Annotated in this window: 12 protein-coding genes; 4 read left to right on the top strand and 8 right to left on the bottom strand. The window is 42.7% G+C overall.

The features are described 5' to 3' along the window. Window positions 1-118 precede the first annotated feature (118 nt). Together OCU50_RS01080 and OCU50_RS01075 are read right to left on the bottom strand one after the other, a co-directional pair. Window positions 119-1,681, bottom strand: a complete 1,563-nt coding sequence (locus OCU50_RS01080) for a sensor domain-containing diguanylate cyclase (RefSeq protein WP_060467011.1) — start codon at window positions 1,679-1,681, stop codon at window positions 119-121. Between the two features lie 242 nt (window positions 1,682-1,923). Continuing rightward, a complete protein-coding gene (locus OCU50_RS01075) occupies window positions 1,924-2,940 on the bottom strand; it encodes a diguanylate cyclase domain-containing protein (protein WP_060467010.1) in 1,017 nt (338 codons plus the stop codon). Window positions 2,941-3,579: 639 nt separating this feature from the next. On the opposite strand from OCU50_RS01075, the gene OCU50_RS01070 reads away from it, so the two are divergent. Together OCU50_RS01070 and yciA are read left to right on the top strand one after the other, a co-directional pair. Continuing rightward, window positions 3,580-3,867 carry a GreA/GreB family elongation factor gene (locus OCU50_RS01070; RefSeq protein WP_060467009.1) on the top strand — a complete coding sequence of 96 codons (288 nt, stop codon included), beginning with the start codon at window positions 3,580-3,582 and terminating at the stop codon, window positions 3,865-3,867. 88 nt (window positions 3,868-3,955) lie between these two features. After that, window positions 3,956-4,375 (top strand): acyl-CoA thioester hydrolase YciA, encoded by a 420-nt coding sequence (gene yciA, locus OCU50_RS01065; protein ID WP_060467008.1) that lies wholly within the window; start codon window positions 3,956-3,958, stop codon window positions 4,373-4,375. A 201-nt stretch (window positions 4,376-4,576) separates the two neighbouring features. On the opposite strand, the gene OCU50_RS01060 is transcribed toward yciA, so the two are convergent. Further along, entirely contained in the window at window positions 4,577-5,653 is a 1,077-nt protein-coding gene (locus OCU50_RS01060; RefSeq protein WP_060467032.1) for an HPP family protein, read from the bottom strand. Between the two features lie 247 nt (window positions 5,654-5,900). Between OCU50_RS01060 and OCU50_RS01055 the strand changes: the two genes are divergently transcribed. Then, window positions 5,901-7,196: a methyl-accepting chemotaxis protein gene (locus tag OCU50_RS01055; RefSeq protein WP_060467007.1), complete on the top strand. Its 1,296-nt coding sequence runs from the start codon at window positions 5,901-5,903 to the stop codon at window positions 7,194-7,196. 144 nt (window positions 7,197-7,340) lie between these two features. On the opposite strand, the gene gdhA is transcribed toward OCU50_RS01055, so the two are convergent. The 3 genes from gdhA to OCU50_RS01040 all read right to left on the bottom strand — a co-directional run bounded on the left by gdhA (window position 7,341) and on the right by OCU50_RS01040 (window position 11,186). Continuing rightward, complete coding sequence (gene gdhA / locus OCU50_RS01050; protein ID WP_060467006.1) at window positions 7,341-8,693, bottom strand: NADP-specific glutamate dehydrogenase; 1,353 nt, start codon at window positions 8,691-8,693, stop codon at window positions 7,341-7,343. Window positions 8,694-9,197: 504 nt separating this feature from the next. Continuing rightward, window positions 9,198-10,844 carry a chaperonin GroEL gene (gene groL, locus OCU50_RS01045; RefSeq protein ID WP_060467005.1) on the bottom strand — a complete coding sequence of 549 codons (1,647 nt, stop codon included), beginning with the start codon at window positions 10,842-10,844 and terminating at the stop codon, window positions 9,198-9,200. Window positions 10,845-10,895: 51 nt separating this feature from the next. Next, window positions 10,896-11,186 (bottom strand): co-chaperone GroES, encoded by a 291-nt coding sequence (locus OCU50_RS01040; protein ID WP_010433998.1) that lies wholly within the window; start codon window positions 11,184-11,186, stop codon window positions 10,896-10,898. 262 nt (window positions 11,187-11,448) lie between these two features. Here OCU50_RS01040 and OCU50_RS01035 point away from each other — a divergent pair, with 262 nt between their 5' ends. Continuing rightward, window positions 11,449-12,786 (top strand): MATE family efflux transporter, encoded by a 1,338-nt coding sequence (locus tag OCU50_RS01035; RefSeq protein ID WP_060467004.1) that lies wholly within the window; start codon window positions 11,449-11,451, stop codon window positions 12,784-12,786. Between the two features lie 124 nt (window positions 12,787-12,910). Here the strand turns inward: OCU50_RS01035 and gpmM are convergent, their stop codons facing one another. Next, window positions 12,911-14,443: a 2,3-bisphosphoglycerate-independent phosphoglycerate mutase gene (gene gpmM / locus OCU50_RS01030; RefSeq protein ID WP_060467003.1), complete on the bottom strand. Its 1,533-nt coding sequence runs from the start codon at window positions 14,441-14,443 to the stop codon at window positions 12,911-12,913. 135 nt (window positions 14,444-14,578) lie between these two features. Further along, on the bottom strand, window positions 14,579-16,132 hold the full coding sequence (locus OCU50_RS01025) for a bifunctional GNAT family N-acetyltransferase/carbon-nitrogen hydrolase family protein (protein ID WP_060467002.1): 1,554 nt from the start codon (window positions 16,130-16,132) through the stop codon (window positions 14,579-14,581). Window positions 16,133-16,174 lie beyond the last annotated feature (42 nt).

Genomic DNA, 16,174 nt, shown 5'->3' with positions numbered 1-16,174 from the left:
GTATAAAAATATAATCAACCATGACGCTAACTTTTATCCAACGAAATATAAACACTCTATTTACATTCCTCACTTCATTGTTCTTAATTACTTATTAAACCGAATGATAACTTTAAAATTAATCATTACTGAAAAGCTCAGAGCGGTTTCTGCCGTTATTCTTTGCACGATATAAGGCCGTATCCGCTTCTTTTAACGTCGAGCGAATGGATTGTTGCTCGTTGCCCCAAAAAGCAACACCAATAGAAACCGTAACTCTTCCTATACCCGCAAAGTCGTATAGCCCCACCTTTCTACGTAACCGTTCTGCAAATTTAAAAGCATCTTGAACATCGGAATTGAGTAAAAAAATAATAAACTCTTCTCCACCAGAACGAAACAGCAAGTCTTGTTCTCTCGATTGCTCCTTCATCAATTGCGCAAAACTTTTTAATAACTCATCACCAGCATCATGGCCAAAGTTATCGTTGACCGATTTAAAAAAATCAATGTCCAATGCGAGAACCGAAAATGGGATAGCTTGAGATTGTAATCCCTCAATCGCTTTATCTAAGCCTCTTCTGTTTAATAAACCCGTCATCGAATCCGTTAAACTTGCGGTATGAAGCATGTCTATCGTCTCAAGCGCGCCCCCAAAGGCTTTGATAAAGCTACTCTTAAGTTGTGAGGCTTCAAAATACCAAGAGTGGATTTGCTTTACGTTGTTCACCGTACTTGAATGGCTACCCGCCTCTTTTACAGCCATGGATAATTGTTTTAACGGTTTGGATATAAAGCTAGAAAAACCCCAAATAAACATTAATGTCAGCCCCCCAACAGGAAGCGTTGTGATGAACACTTCTTTCATTTGTTGATTCACTGCCAATAGAGTATTTTGTTTCGATCTCTGAACAACTACGCCCCAACCAGACTGAGAGACAGGAGCATATCCTGCCAACATTTGAATACCCAAAGAGCTCACAATATCTAGACTGCCACTTTCTCCCTTTGATACAGTATTGATTGCGCGATTGTTTGTGATTACTTGACCGATCCTTGATTTATTTGGGTGATAAATCAACGTTCCATGCCGGTCCACAACGTAAAGGTACGAGCCATCCTCATAACTATGTTCATTCAACAACTTCCCTAAGATATTCACTGTTTCTAGATAAATAGTCCCACCGATATAACCAAGATAAGTCCCTTGGCTCGAAAAAATAGGGTATGACAGACTAATAAGATAGTTACCTGCAGGAGACACGAAAGGATCCGTTACCAAAGGGGCTTCGGCATTTAATGATTGAAGGGAGCTTTCACTCGTCAGTTTGATCCCTTGTACTTTAATCGTCTCGGGAGAAGCCGACGTGATCACGCCATCAGAGTTGACAACCACCACAGAGTTAAATATCTTTGTTTGATTTTTGATTCGTTTCGTTTCTTCTGCCAACGCACGTTTATCATTGGTGCGGTCAGATAAGGTCTTTGCGCTGTATTGAAGCTGTGTCATCGCGGCATCAAGGAAAACATCCGTCATTTCTGCCATCTTTTTAGCATAAACTCGATTCGAGTCTAATGTCGTATTGACGATGATATCTCGCTTCACTTGATAGAGTGAATAGAAAGCGTTTAATAAAGTAACCATTACAGAAAATACACACAAGACTAGAATTAACTTTCTTAAATTAACCTTTTCTGACATTGTTTTTATCCATTCCTTAACGCTACATTTTGCATAACATTAACATTTAAAGTTAATATTCTCAGTCAATTCCTCGCAGAAGTAGAAATATAGATACTAAGCTACACTTACCACCAATAAGCATGCAAGCTCATATGTATGTTTTTTATCATCTCAGAAAAGGAAAATATAAAACCTGTACACACCTATCACAACAAGACATCATGTTCAAAAACGGTGCTCAGAATGCAGTGTCCTTTTCATCAAAGGTGCAGGATTTTCACTCCATTTTTACCGTTCTTCTTAATTTGATACATAGCCAAATCAGATTGCTGGTAAACGTCATCAAAGTGATGATCACCTTGGTTAAAGAAACACACACCGATACTCATTCCAATGGCGACACCCGTCAGCATTTGATTGCTTTCAGGTACCGCCTTTTGCAACAACTCTTCACAAAAGTGAGTGACTTGGTCTGGTTCCATATCGGGAAACAAAACGACAAACTCATCTCCGCCAATTCGTCCGATTTGCGCCGGTTCAGAGGATGATTTAGCTAAATCAGAAGTTAGAGAAGCGACGTCAGAGGCTAGCGTACCTAAGCGCTGAGCAATAAAACTCAACAGCTGGTCGCCCGCCTGATGGCCTAAAGTATCATTGACCGCTTTAAAGTTGTCGATATCAATAAAGATCATCGCCGCTTTGACTAATGTATCCGCGCTTTTCATCTCACGAAAACGTTGTTCGATGGCTTGTCTATTAAATAAACCCGTCAACCTATCGGTAGAGGCCAAAGTCGCTAACTGTTGTTCAAAACGTTTTTCTTTGGTGATATCGATGTGCGTACCCATAATTCTAAGCGGAACTCCATTGGTATCAAATTCGACAACACGACCTCTATCATACACATAGCTATCACTGCCATCTTTATGGGTCATCCGGTAAACGACCTCATACAAATCACAGTTCCCCGACAGGTGCTCTTCAAAAGCTTTCATGGCCTGGTGATAATCATCAGGGTGTAAGTTATTTTTCCAAGTATCAAACGTTGCAGTCAGCTCGTGCGGTTGGTAACCGAGCATTTTTCCCCACTCCATATTAAAGATAGTGAGTTGTCCTGAAGGGACATGGTGCTCCCACAAACACAAGCCATTACTGTCGAGTGCGGCATTCAACTTTTCTTGCAGGCGAGCATTATGTCGTTTGAGATCAGCATTCTCTTTTTCGAGTTCTGCAATTTTTTTTTCAAATTCGGCAATGATGTTCAAATCGGCTTGCATGATCTTGACAAAATTTGTGGAAGTGGTGTCTTAATATAAAGAAAAAAATCGCGGGGTTCTATGCCTTAGTAACACATTTAATTTTAATGTCTTTTTCTTTCTTGGTCAGAGAACCACGGTTAATGAGTGATTGGTTGTATTGCTTCCAGTTGGTTATTTTATAACGAGGTTTAGACATAGGGCTACGAGAGGGAATGGACGTAACGGCTCAGATCGTAGGTTCTGAATTTAGTTCCAATGAATTACGCAACAAAGCCATTCATCGTTGATCACGAGATCACCACCTCCAGACGAAAATATTGTAAAGGCGATATTTCTGTTTTTTTGTTTTAATAAAATGTTTTACATGCGCTTTAACTCTATTTTTAATTTATAAAAAATTCTCAATTGAATAAAAAAATGCTTCTGGTATATTCATTTTAAAATAAAAAACAAAGGTGTTAAAAATGTTATTCATCTTACAGGATTTAGTCCGAAAGTATCACTTTCGGACGTTAGTTTAGTGTTTATCAACTAATTCTGGAGGTGCTTTAAATAAACTTCATTTATGTATTATTTTTTTATTTAATACAAAAACTGGTTACTAGCTCTTTCTTTATTTTCCAATCTCCTGTTATTTTACTTAGTGTTTTTGAAAAAATGGAAGATATCTATCCATATGAAAATTTCGATATAAAGAGAAGAGCAAACATTGGAGATAGAGTTAAATTCTTTGATGAAGAAAGAAATAAAAGCTATCAAATAATTTTAGTTTCAAATAAAAAAAGCAACCCAAACGATGGTTTAATTTCAATTTATTCATACTTGGGTTCTTCTATTTTTAGATTATCCGAAAACGATAATTTTGAATTGTATATTTTTGGAGAAAAAAGGAAGTATAAAATAAAAAACATTTCACACGAGAAAACAATTAATAACAAAAGATAAAAATAGTCAATAATTCTACCATATTTTCACATTATATAAGAGTGTGGTAGAATAAAGTAATATATTGTATTTAGTATAGGAACCTATCTTGCGTACTTCAGTAAATACCAAACAAAAGCCTAAAGGGCAGCTTCTTTTACGTACTCTTTCAATGCCCGCAGACACTAATGCGAATGGTGATATTTTTGGGGGATGGATAATGTCACAGCTAGATTTAGCTGGAGCAATTCTAGCTCAAGAAATATCAGGAGGACGAATAGCAACAGTTTCAGTATCAAGCATCACTTTTAAAAAGCCAGTAAAGGTCGGTGATGTTGTTTGCTGTTATGGTGAGTGCGTTAAAACGGGTAGAACATCAATGTCAATTGATTTGGAAGTTTGGGTCAAACCGATTCAAGAAGATAATGTTAATATGCGATTCCAAGTTTGTTCGGCAAATTTTAATTATGTGGCTATAGATTTAGCAGGGAAACCAAGACCGATTCTGAAAAATGATGTTGCTAATTAAACGAATTAAAAAGAACCAATAACTTATAAAATAAATTTTACTCCATCACACTTCGTCGTCTTATTTCTAAGCCTCGTTATAAAAACAGAGCCAATATTGTATATCTATATCAATTCAGTAATCTAGCTTTAGCTATCAGGACTTCACCAGCATCTCCCAGAAAGGCTAAAATTTCTGGGAGTTTAATCCCCCCTCCTCTACCTATTTTTGTTTTAAGTTATACAAAAATTCGATCAGATCTGACTGTGTGATCATCCCTATTAACTGCTCACTATCGTTTATAATTGGTATGTGGTGAAAGCCTGAAGTTAAATAAGGTATCAAACGTGCAATATGTTGGTCCTTGTGCATTGAAACTGGATTTCTTTTCATATATTGACCAATGGTCTTAGATGTTCTTTTCTTCGCTAGAAGATATAAACCAACAAAAGAATTAATTTTTCTATGTTCAACATAGAGTAAAAAGTCGACCAGAGAAAATATACCTACAATTTTCTGATCGATGTTAACGATTGGAATAGCACTAAACTTCGTTTTCTGAAGTATCTTGAGTCCATCGTAGACAGAGTCATTTTCGTCAAGAGTCAAAATTTCACTCGTCATGACGTGTTCACAAGTTAGTTTTTGATTATTGTGCTCTAAGGCGAGCAAATGCGTTTGTTTAAAAATCTCATCGATCGTTCTTTCATCAACATCCAACCAATCATTTCTATTTTCAAGAACTTCGTGCAATTCATCAAAATAGAACGATGATTTGTCATGAGCAGAAAGTGCGGAGTTTGATGAATGTTGAGGCGTCTTTGAAGATTTACTCGCCATCCATTTACGATAAACAATACCAGAGAATGCTAAAGGAATAACATTGAGCAAAACCGGATCGAGCAAAAAACAAACATCAACCGGGTTCGATGTCTGACTCAACACAGGAATAAGCGCAGTAGCAACCCCTGGAGGATGAACACATTTCAATGCAATCATAACCATAATGGTGCAGGTTATCGTCAGTGTGAACAATATTATGATGTTATCAAACACCGCAGATAAACTGAGTCCTATCAATGCAGAAACTAAATGCCCACCAATTAAAGGCCACGTCTTACCCATTGGACTACTAGGAACCACAAAGATAATTGTGATTGAAGCGCCTATAGAAGCAATCAATAAAGGGGTCGTTGGAGTAACATGACCATAGCTTGCTAATCCGGCAACAATGAATGAAGCAAAAAATATGGGAATAGTAAGATAGCAAAAATTGAGTAAACGCTTCACGTTCGACATAAACATCATAATAAAAGTCAAAATGGGATTCTATGCGAAGTGCAAAAGTTATTAAAGTGTTTAAAAACAGAGTGCGAAGTAAGCAACCCCATTGATATATCAATAGGTTTATTCTTCCTACCTTGAACTCCTTCAGAATCATACATTTGGAACGGTTAGAAAATGGTCATTCAAAACTCATAGCAACTGTGTATAATCGCATCAATTTCATTTGATTCGTATATTTCCTATTTAAGTAAGGTCAGCGGTGTTTTTTACTAAGAAGCAAAAGCCAGAGATAAAACCTAGCCATTCCGACAATGTTTATCAGTCTTTAAAAAAGCATGTTGCATGGATCGAGTTTACCCCTGAAGGCGTCATCCAAGATGCCAGTGCGCCCTTTTTAACGCTGGTCGGGTACTCATTAGATGAGGTAAAAGGGCAGCACCACAAAATGCTCTGTACGGATAGCTATATTCGCTCTTCGCTTTATCAAAGCTTTTGGCGAGATCTTGCCAATGGTGTCTCAAAAGAAGGCACGTTCGAGAGAGTAAATAAGCAAGGTGACACGGTTGTTCTAGAAGCGACCTATTTACCGATCAAAAATTCAGATGGTCGTGTCACTGGCGTAGCAAAACTGGCTTCTGATATCACAGAGATCAACGAGCAAAACAAAAAAAATGATGCGTTGTTTTCTGCCTTAGACAAGTCACAAGCGATTATTGAATTTGATCCTGAAGGGACAATACTGACCGCCAATTCAAACTTTTTAAATGTATTGGGTTACCAAGAAAGTCAAGTCGTTGGAAAACATCATCGCATGTTCTGTTTTGAGGAGTTTTATGACAATAATCCTCACTTCTGGCAAGAGTTGCAAAAAGGACAAGTAAAGTCGGGGCTTTTTCAACGTCGCAACTCTAACGGAGCAAGCATCTGGATTGAGGCCAGCTACAACCCTATCATGAATGAAGCAGGCAAGGTCGTGAAAATCGTCAAGCTTGCCAGCAACATAACGGATCGCATTGAACGCAGCCATGCGATTGCTGAAGCTTCAGAGGTAGCCTACTCTACATCACTAGAAACGGCGCAAATAGCACTAGAAGGATCGAAACTGCTTGCCGATTCGGTAGAGGTCTCTTTAACGGTATCCCAACAAGCGGCCAGTACCTCTCAAAAGGTGCATTCACTCAATGGCAGCTCGAAAAGCATTCAAAATATTGTCGCTACAATTCAAGAGATCGCAGCGAGAACGAATTTATTGGCACTCAACGCCGCCATCGAAGCCGCAAGAGCCGGTGAATACGGGAGAGGCTTTGCCGTTGTCGCTGACGAAGTAAGACAACTCGCGTCTCGAACTTCAGACTCGACAAACGAAATAATCAAAGTCGTCGAAGAAAATCAGCAACTCATCAACGAGGTGACCAATATGATGACCGAAATGTCATCAATTACGGAAGAAGGCAATGCCAAGATTACCGAAGTCTCGACCGTCATGGATGAGATCCATAAAGGTGCAGAGAATGTTTCGAGCACGGTGATGAATCTTTCTAATAGCCAACATTAATCAAAATTTAACGATCGACATATTCTCGACATTCTAACCCGCGAGATAACACTCTATGGTCAACTCGATGAGGTTTCATGTCGTCAGGTATAAAAACAACAAAGTCAGTGACTAAACACTGACTTTTTACTACGAGTAGAATGTTTAAACAACGCCTTGCTCGATCATTGCATCAGCAACTTTTCTAAACCCCGCAATATTCGCACCGAGTACCAAGTTACCAGGTTGTCCAAACTCTTTACTGGTCTCATTCGCACTGGTGAAAATGTTCTTCATTATGACTTGTAGATGAGAATCTACCTTTTCAAACGTCCATTTTTGCATACTGGCATTTTGCGCCATTTCAAGTTGACTGGTCGCAACACCGCCTGCGTTTGCCGCTTTAGCAGGACCGTACGCAATTTTGGAATCAACAATTGCATTCGCCGCTTCTTGAGTGGTTGGCATATTCGCTCCTTCACAGATCAATCGACAACCGTTACTCATAAGCGCTTGCGCATCGGCTAAAGTAAGTTCATTTTGTGTTGCGCACGGAAATGCAGCGTCCGCTTGATAACGCCATGTTGCATGGCCATCAAGAGGATAATCATCGACTGGAGTATAGACCGCTTCAGGATAAGTACTTAAGTACTCTTCTAAGGAGCAGCGCTTCACTTCTTTGAGCTCTTTCAGTAACTCAAGATCGATGCCCTTCTCATGATAGATCGTCCCGCGAGAATCACTGCAAGTTACTGGAAGTGCTCCAATATGATAAAGCTTTTCGATAGCGTAAATCGCAACGTTACCAGCACCAGATACCAGACACGTTTTACCTTTCAGCGTATCTTGACGATCATTAAGCATGTATTCGGCAAAGTAAACGGCGCCATACCCAGTCGCTTCTTTGCGCCCAAGAGAGCCCCCCCAGAGTAAACTTTTACCAGTTAACACACCTTCGTAACGACCGGTTAAACGCTTGTATTGACCAAACATATAGCCAATTTCACGAGCACCGACACCGATGTCACCTGCCGGCACATCAGTAACAGGGCCAATATGACGATATAGTTCGTTCATGAAAGATTGACAAAAACGCATGATTTCACCATCAGATTTGTCTTTGGGATCAAAATTAGAGCCACCTTTGCCGCCACCAATAGGTAATCCCGTCAGTGCGTTTTTAAATATTTGCTCAAAACCAAGGAACTTAATAACACTAGCGTTTACTGATGGGTGAAACCTTAGCCCTCCTTTGTATGGGCCTAATGCCGAGTTAAACTCTATGCGATAGCCTTTATTGACTTGCACGTTTCCGGCATCATCAACCCAAGGTACACGAAAAATGATCTGCCTTTCAGGCTCTACAATTCTTTGAATAATCGCTTGTTCTTGATATTGACGATTGCTTTCGATAACCGGTGTAAGAGAAGATAGAACCTCTTCTACCGCTTGATAAAACTCTTTTTGTGCGGGGCTACTGTGTTGTAATGAAACAATCGTATTGTGTATATGTTGCATATTATTCATCCTTGCTATATTTAAAAATGTATATCCATATTATTTCACGGTATTTATTTCTGAGAGCACATCTTTAACAGAGGCAGCTGCACATAAGAGCAACACCTTGAGGTTATTTGAATTTATAGGCTTGGGAGAGTCATTTAATAATCATTTTCATCACAAGTCAGCCATTTAATTGCATAACTTCGATGAATGTTTATTATTAAGTATTAGCTTTGTTGGGTAAAGAAGATGTGAGCTTTTCTATACGTGTTTTAACATCGCTTACGTAAGATGTCACGCTCTTATCGAACGTGATTAAGCATATAAGCCAATATAAGATCTTAAGGCTGTATCATCTGGCAACTTGATTTCAAAAACGACGATCCCCTCATTAACCCCTTAAGAACCTTAGAAATTATGATCTTCCATTGAATATTATAGAAACTCAAAACAAACAAAAGCCCCGTAAACACTATATTTACGGGGCTTTTCAGACTTTATAGGATTAAGTCAGGGGGATTACATCATACCGCCCATGCCACCCATACCGCCCATGCCACCCATATCAGGCATTGCAGGAGCTGCGTCTTGAGGCTTATCTGTGATCATCGCTTCTGTTGTGATCATCAAACCCGCTACTGATGCTGCGAACTGAAGTGCAGAACGAGTCACTTTAGTTGGATCTAGGATACCCATAGCGATCATGTCGCCGTATTCGCCCGTAGCCGCGTTGTAACCGTAGTTACCTTCGCCAGCACGAACGTTGTTCGCAACGACAGACTCTTCATCGCCTGCGTTCTTCGTGATTTGACGGATAGGCGCTTCCATTGCACGCAGTGCAACACGGATACCGACGTTCTGCTCTTCGTTGTCACCTTCAAGGCCAACAACTTTAGATGCCGCGCGGATAAGTGCAACACCACCACCAGCAACCACACCTTCTTCAACGGCAGCGCGAGTTGCGTGAAGGGCATCTTCAACGCGGTCTTTCTTCTCTTTCATCTCTACTTCAGTCGCTGCGCCAACTTTGATGACTGCAACACCGCCAGCGAGTTTAGCTACGCGCTCTTGAAGTTTCTCTTTATCGTAGTCAGACGTTGCATCTTCGATTTGTTGACGGATTTGAGCAACACGACCTTGAATCATTGTTTCTTCGCCCGCGCCATCAATGATGGTTGAGTTCTCTTTAGTGATAGTAATGCGCTTAGCTTGACCTAGGTCTTCTAGCGTTACTTTCTCAAGGTCTAGGCCGATCTCTTCAGAGATAACCGTACCGCCCGTTAGGATAGCGATATCTTGCAGCATAGACTTACGACGGTCACCGAAGCCAGGCGCTTTAACCGCCGCCACTTTCACGATGCCACGCATGTTGTTCACAACAAGCGTTGCCAGCGCTTCGCCTTCTACATCTTCAGCGATGATTAGAAGTGGACGAGATGCCTTAGCCACTGCTTCTAGAGTCGGAAGCAGTTCACGGATGTTCGATACTTTCTTATCGATAAGAAGAATGAATGGGCTTTCTAGATCAACAGAACCCGCTTCTTGGTTGTTGATGAAGTAAGGAGACAGGTAACCACGGTCGAACTGCATACCTTCAACCACGTCTAGCTCGTCTTGCAGAGCCTGACCTTCTTCAACGGTAATTACGCCATCACGACCTACTTTTTCCATCGCTTCAGCAATGATGTTACCTACTGTCGAATCAGAGTTCGCAGAGATAGTACCGACTTGAGCGATCGCTTTAGTATCAGAACATGGAACAGAAAGATTTTTCAGCTCTTCAACCGCCGCGATAACCGCTTTGTCGATACCGCGCTTAAGATCCATTGGGTTCATGCCAGCAGCAACCGCTTTTAGGCCTTCAGCGATAATAGACTGAGCCAATACGGTTGCTGTTGTTGTGCCGTCGCCCGCCGCGTCATTCGCTTGCGAAGCCACTTCTTTCACCATTTGTGCACCCATGTTTTGGAACTTGTCTTCAAGTTCAATTTCACGAGCCACTGACACACCATCTTTAGTGATAGTCGGTGCGCCAAATGATTTGTCTAGAACAACGTTACGGCCTTTAGGACCTAACGTTACTTTTACCGCGTCAGCCAGAACGTTTACACCTTCTAGCATTTTAATACGTGCGTCGTTACCAAATTTAACGTCTTTTGCAGCCATCTTAATTTCCTTTCAATTCTTTATTCAGTCAGTTCAGTTTTATGGGTCGGATTACTCAACGATCGCCATGATGTCGTTTTCAGACATGATCAGAACTTCTTTGCCATCGATCTTTTCAGTTTTAGTGCCGTAGCCTTCTGCAAAGATAACGGTGTCGCCAACTTTAACGTCCAACGGTTGTACTGAGCCGTTTTCTAGAATGCGGCCTTTGCCAACAGCTAGAATAATACCGCGCGTTGATTTTTCAGCGGCAGAACCAGTTAGAACGATGCCACCAGCAGACTTAGATTCAACTTCTTGGCGCTCAACGATAACTCGGTCGTGTAGAGGACGGATATTCATCGGTCGTATCTCCTGATAATTTCCATTTAATATGATAGTTGCCACGATTGGCATGAGGTTACTCAATATGTTGGGGGCAATGTGGAAAATCCCAAGGGGGGAAAAGATAAAAATTGTGATCGAAAGAGCAGATTCGAGATGCAAATGAACGAGTAGCGAAAAAAGAAAAAAGAAGCCTCCCTATCCCGCATCTGTTTATCCGCTCTCTACATTTGATTCATTCTGATTTATCCTACGTTTTTCGTTTCAATCGGCGTTTTACATGCAAGATAAGCACGGGCTTTTAACCGCCCCGATAGCAAACACTCTGCGCACTATGACCATACCGACCATCTTCGGTATGGTGGCGATCTTGATGTTTAACCTAGTTGACACCTTCTTTATCTCGTTGCTTGGTACCCAAGCCTTAGCGGCGGTCAGTTTTACCTTTCCGGTTACCTTTGCCATCAACTGCATCACCATGGGCATTGGCATTGGCTTATCGACGTGTATTGGCCGATTACTTGGCCAAGGCAGTGCGCAAAATGCGGCACGTTTTACCTGTCATGGCTTACTGCTTGCCTTACTGCTTGTCGGCTGCGCTTCAACGCTGGGTATTATTTTCTTAGAACCACTGTTTACCCAATTAGGGGCAAAGCAAGCGTTATTGCCGCTGATATCGGAATACATGAGGGTGTGGTATCTGGCCATCCCATTACTGGTCATTCCCATGGCAGGCAACAGTGCAATACGAGCCAGCGGCGACACCAAAACGCCAGCCAAAATTATGATGATCGCAGGGCTGATCAATGGCGTGTTAGATCCGCTACTGATCTTTGGTTATGGGCCTTTTCCTGAGCTGGGAATTCAAGGCGCAGCCATTGCCAGCGGTTTTAGTTGGTTTGGAGCCTTGTGTGGCTCATTGTATGTATTAACCATACGAGAGAAACTGCTGGCTCCCCCTAAGCTGGCCAATATCATCAATGACTGGCGACAGATCCTCACCATTGGCACACCCGCCGCACTCTCTAATGCCCTAAACCCACTTGCTGGCGCTATCATCATGATGATGTTAGCCAAACAAGGCACTGAAGCCGTGGCCGCTTATGGCGCAGCGCAACGTATTGAATCGATTCTTATCATCGTATTAATGTCTCTCACCTCGGCCCTGACCCCTTTCATGGCTCAGAACTTTGGCGCAAACAACCCCAAGCGCAGCTTTGACGGGCTCTTTTTGAGCATGCGTTTTGCCATCTTGTTCCAAGGCTTGGTTTTCTTAATGATGGTACCGCTGAGCATTCCTTTGGCCGCCCTCTTTTCTCAAGAAGAGTCGGTACGTGGCATTTTGTGGCATTACCTGCTGGTTGTTCCCTTTAGCTATGGATTCCAAGGCATTGTGATGATGCTGATCAGCGGCATGAACGCGATGCATCAACCACTCAAAGCCTTCCAATGGAGCTTCATGCGCCTGTTTGTGTTTACCTTACCTTTCGCGTGGATAGGCAGCCAAATCGATGGCGTCGAAGGGTTGTTTATTGGCTTGGCTTTGGGGAATATTGTCGGCGGTATTACCGGATATTGCTTTGCGCTTCGAGTAGAGAAAGATTCGAGATGCGGGTAAGCTCTTCGCATCCCGTTTACTCGTATCTCGCATCTATAAAAAAGCCCGCACTTTGAAGTGCGGGCTTTCAAAATCGTTAAAGCTCAACGTGAACCGCTGAGCCAAACAACTATTTAACTACTGACTACTTAACGATCACGTCACCTGACATTTCTGCTGGGATATCAATACCAGACAGAGCAAGCATCGTTGGTGCTAGGTCAGACAGCTTACCGCCTTCTTTGAACTCAACGTCTTTGTTACCCACGTAGATAAGTGGCACTGGTAAGTTCGTGTGTGCTGTGTGGATGCCACCCGTTTCTGGGTTTACCATCATTTCCGCGTTACCGTGGTCAGCGGTGATAAGCAGTTGGCCATCCGCTTCTTTGATGGCTTCAACCACTTTACCAAGACATTCGTCTAGCGACTCTACGGCTTTAACTGCTGCATCGTAAACGCCAGTGTGGCCAACCATGTCACAGTTCGGGAAGTTACACACGATAGCGTCGTATTTACCGCCTTTGATTGCGGCAACCAGCTTATCGGTTAGCTCTGGCGCGCTCATTTCTGGCTGTAGGTCGTACGTTGCTACCTTTGGAGAAGCAACCAGCTGACGCTCTTCGCCTTCAAACTCGTCTTCTTTACCGCCGTTGAAGAAGAACGTCACGTGCGCGTATTTCTCGGTTTCCGAGATACGTAGCTGCGTTTTGCCTGCTTTCGATAGCCATTCACCGTAAGTGTTCTCTAGAGAAGCCGGTGGGAATGCACATAGAAGCGGGATGTCTGCAGCGTATTGAGTCAGCATCACAAAGTCGATTGCTGGGAATACGCTACGCTCAAAACCGTCGAAATTAGGCACGAATGCACGTGTGATTTCACGCGCACGGTCGGCACGGTAGTTCATAAAGATAACCGCATCGCCATCAACGATAGCCGCAGACTCTTCGCCTTCCGCTTTAATTTCCGTTGCTTTAACAAACTCATCGTTTTCTTCACGAGCGTAAGCCGCTTCTAAGCCAGCTACTGCCGTGTCAAATGTGAACTCTGCTTTTGCTTGAGTAAGCAGGTCGTAAGATTCTTGAACGCGATCCCAGTTGTTATCACGGTCCATTGCGTAGTAACGACCAATAAGCGAAGCCACACGGCCTTTGCCTAGTTTCGCGAATAACGCTTGGAAGCGCGCTAGTGTGTTTTCTGCGCTACGTGGCGGCGTATCACGACCGTCTAGGAATGCGTGTAGGTAGATTTTTTCTGCGCCACGTTCTGCTGCCATTTCAACCGCTGCGTAGATGTGATCCTCATGAGAGTGAACGCCACCTGGCGACATAAGGCCCATGATGTGTACCGCTTTCTCGGCTTTCACTGCTTTATCGATAGCGTTCACTAGCGTTTCAGTTTGGCCGAATTCGCCATCTGCGATTGATTTAGTAATACGCGTTAAATCTTGGTATACCACGCGACCCGCACCGATGTTGGTGTGACCCACTTCAGAGTTACCCATTTGACCATCTGGTAGGCCTACATCTAAGCCAGAAGCCGAGATTAGCGTGTTAGGTTGGTTAGCGATAAGACCGTCGATTACTGGTGTATTCGCGTTCGCGATCGCGTTGTCTTGGTTGTCTTCACGGTAACCGTAACCGTCAAGGATCACTAGAGCCATTGGCTTCTTAGCTGACATAGGACTGACCTCGTTCAATTCAAAATAAATCGGTATAGAAACAAATTAGCGTAATTTTACTACAGTTTACAGTCAAAACTGTAGTGGAAGATCAAGAAAGGGCGCCGGTCGGGCAACTGAATATGAAAAAAATCATCATTTTGTATTTGATGATCTCATGTTTGCTTTGGTAAAGCCCCCGTATAAATCAAGTCGACGGTGGCGTAAGTTAGTCACCGATCCTTCCATATTAAGCTGCTTAAGCTTGGTTAAATCGACATCTGCAAAAATGATCATTTCGGTATTGGCACTGGCTTCTGTCAACGTTGCATCGTGCGGGAAATAAATGTCTGAAGGTGAGAACACCGCGGACTGTGCATATTGAATATCGACATTATCGACGCGAGGTAGGTTGCCAACACTGCCACCAATCGCCACATAACATTCATTTTCGATCGCTCGCGCTTGCGAACAAATACGAACGCGCTGATAACCATTTTTGGTATCCGTCCAAAACGGTACAAACACAATTTGTGCGCCCTGCTCCGCCATCATTCGGCCCAGCTCCGGGAACTCGCTGTCGTAACAAATGAGTATGCCCACTTTGCCTGCATCCGTATCAAACACCTGTACCTTGTCGCCACCATCAATCACCCAATCTCTTTGTTCATGAGGCGTGATGTGGATTTTGTACTGAGCATTAATGCTCCCGTCACGCTGCAGTAGGTAAGCGACGTTATACAACTTACCGTCTTCTTCAATAATCGGCATACTACCGGCGATGATATTGATGTTGTAGGTCACGGCCAATTGGGAAAAGCGCGATTTGATCTCTTCTGTGAAGCCGGCGAGAAAACGGATGGCCTCGACCGAATTTTGTTCCTTTTTCAGCCCCATGAGTGGTGCGTTAAAAAATTCAGGGAAAAGCGCGAAGTCAGCTTGGTAATTGGCCAGAGAAGAAATAAAGAACTCCGCTTGATCGAGCAAATCTTCTAAATCGTTCATGGCACGCATTTGCCATTGCACCACGCCAATGCGGATCAGGTTTTTCTCTACATCGTGAACCGATTGAATGTCTTCTTCATAGAAAAAGTTATCCCACTCCAGCAGCGTGGCATACCCTTTGGATGCGTTGTCTTCGGGTAGATAGCCGCGCATAATTCGTTTCACATCGAAATCATTCGCTAACTGAAACGACAAAATGGGATCATGAAGTTCACGACGTTTTACTTTGTCGATGTATTCCGCCACGCTCAGTTCATTCGCATGTTCGTGGTAATGAGGAATGCGACCGCCCGCTAATATGGCTTTAAAGTTCTTGCTCCGGCACAGTTCTTTACGAGCATTATACAAACGGCGACCCAAACGAAGCCCTCGGTAATCGGGGTGTACAAAGACATCCAACCCATACATGGCATCGCCTGTCACTTGATTCTGAATCACGTTATTTTCCGTGATGATGTCCGTATAAAGGTGAGGGAGAGAAAAGCGATTATAATTCACTTTAATCGTCAAGGCGGCGCCGATGATCTTGCCGTTATCTTCAATACAAATTTGCCCATCAGGAAACTGATGAATCAGATCCAGGATGGTCAAGCGTGGCCACGCTCCCCCAACATCAGGAAAAACGAGATCCATTAATGCCGCGAGCTCAACGTAGTCCGATGGCTCAATGGTGCGTAAAGAGAGTTGATGCGAGTTGGTATCCATATCCTACTATCCATGTGTCCTTTTTAAACAGTATCAATGAGA

It is taken from the genome of Vibrio toranzoniae (genome assembly GCF_024347655.1).
Classification (GTDB): domain Bacteria; phylum Pseudomonadota; class Gammaproteobacteria; order Enterobacterales; family Vibrionaceae; genus Vibrio; species Vibrio toranzoniae.
This window is presented reverse-complemented; position numbering and strand designations above follow the sequence as displayed.

Coding starts and splice junctions, on each gene's coding strand:
- OCU50_RS01025 (WP_060467002.1), bottom strand. CDS start 16,132: ATGGATACCAACTCGCATCAACTCTCTTTACGCACCATTGAGCCATCG.
- OCU50_RS01040 (WP_010433998.1), bottom strand. CDS start 11,186: ATGAATATCCGTCCTCTACACGACCGAGTTATCGTTGAGCGCCAAGAA.
- OCU50_RS01080 (WP_060467011.1), bottom strand. CDS start 1,681: ATGTCAGAAAAGGTTAATTTAAGAAAGTTAATTCTAGTCTTGTGTGTA.
- gpmM (WP_060467003.1), bottom strand. CDS start 14,443: ATGTCAGCTAAGAAGCCAATGGCTCTAGTGATCCTTGACGGTTACGGT.
- OCU50_RS01060 (WP_060467032.1), bottom strand. CDS start 5,653: ATGTCGAACGTGAAGCGTTTACTCAATTTTTGCTATCTTACTATTCCC.
- gdhA (WP_060467006.1), bottom strand. CDS start 8,693: ATGCAACATATACACAATACGATTGTTTCATTACAACACAGTAGCCCC.
- OCU50_RS01070 (WP_060467009.1), top strand. CDS start 3,580: ATGGAAGATATCTATCCATATGAAAATTTCGATATAAAGAGAAGAGCA.
- OCU50_RS01075 (WP_060467010.1), bottom strand. CDS start 2,940: ATGCAAGCCGATTTGAACATCATTGCCGAATTTGAAAAAAAAATTGCA.
- groL (WP_060467005.1), bottom strand. CDS start 10,844: ATGGCTGCAAAAGACGTTAAATTTGGTAACGACGCACGTATTAAAATG.
- OCU50_RS01035 (WP_060467004.1), top strand. CDS start 11,449: ATGCAAGATAAGCACGGGCTTTTAACCGCCCCGATAGCAAACACTCTG.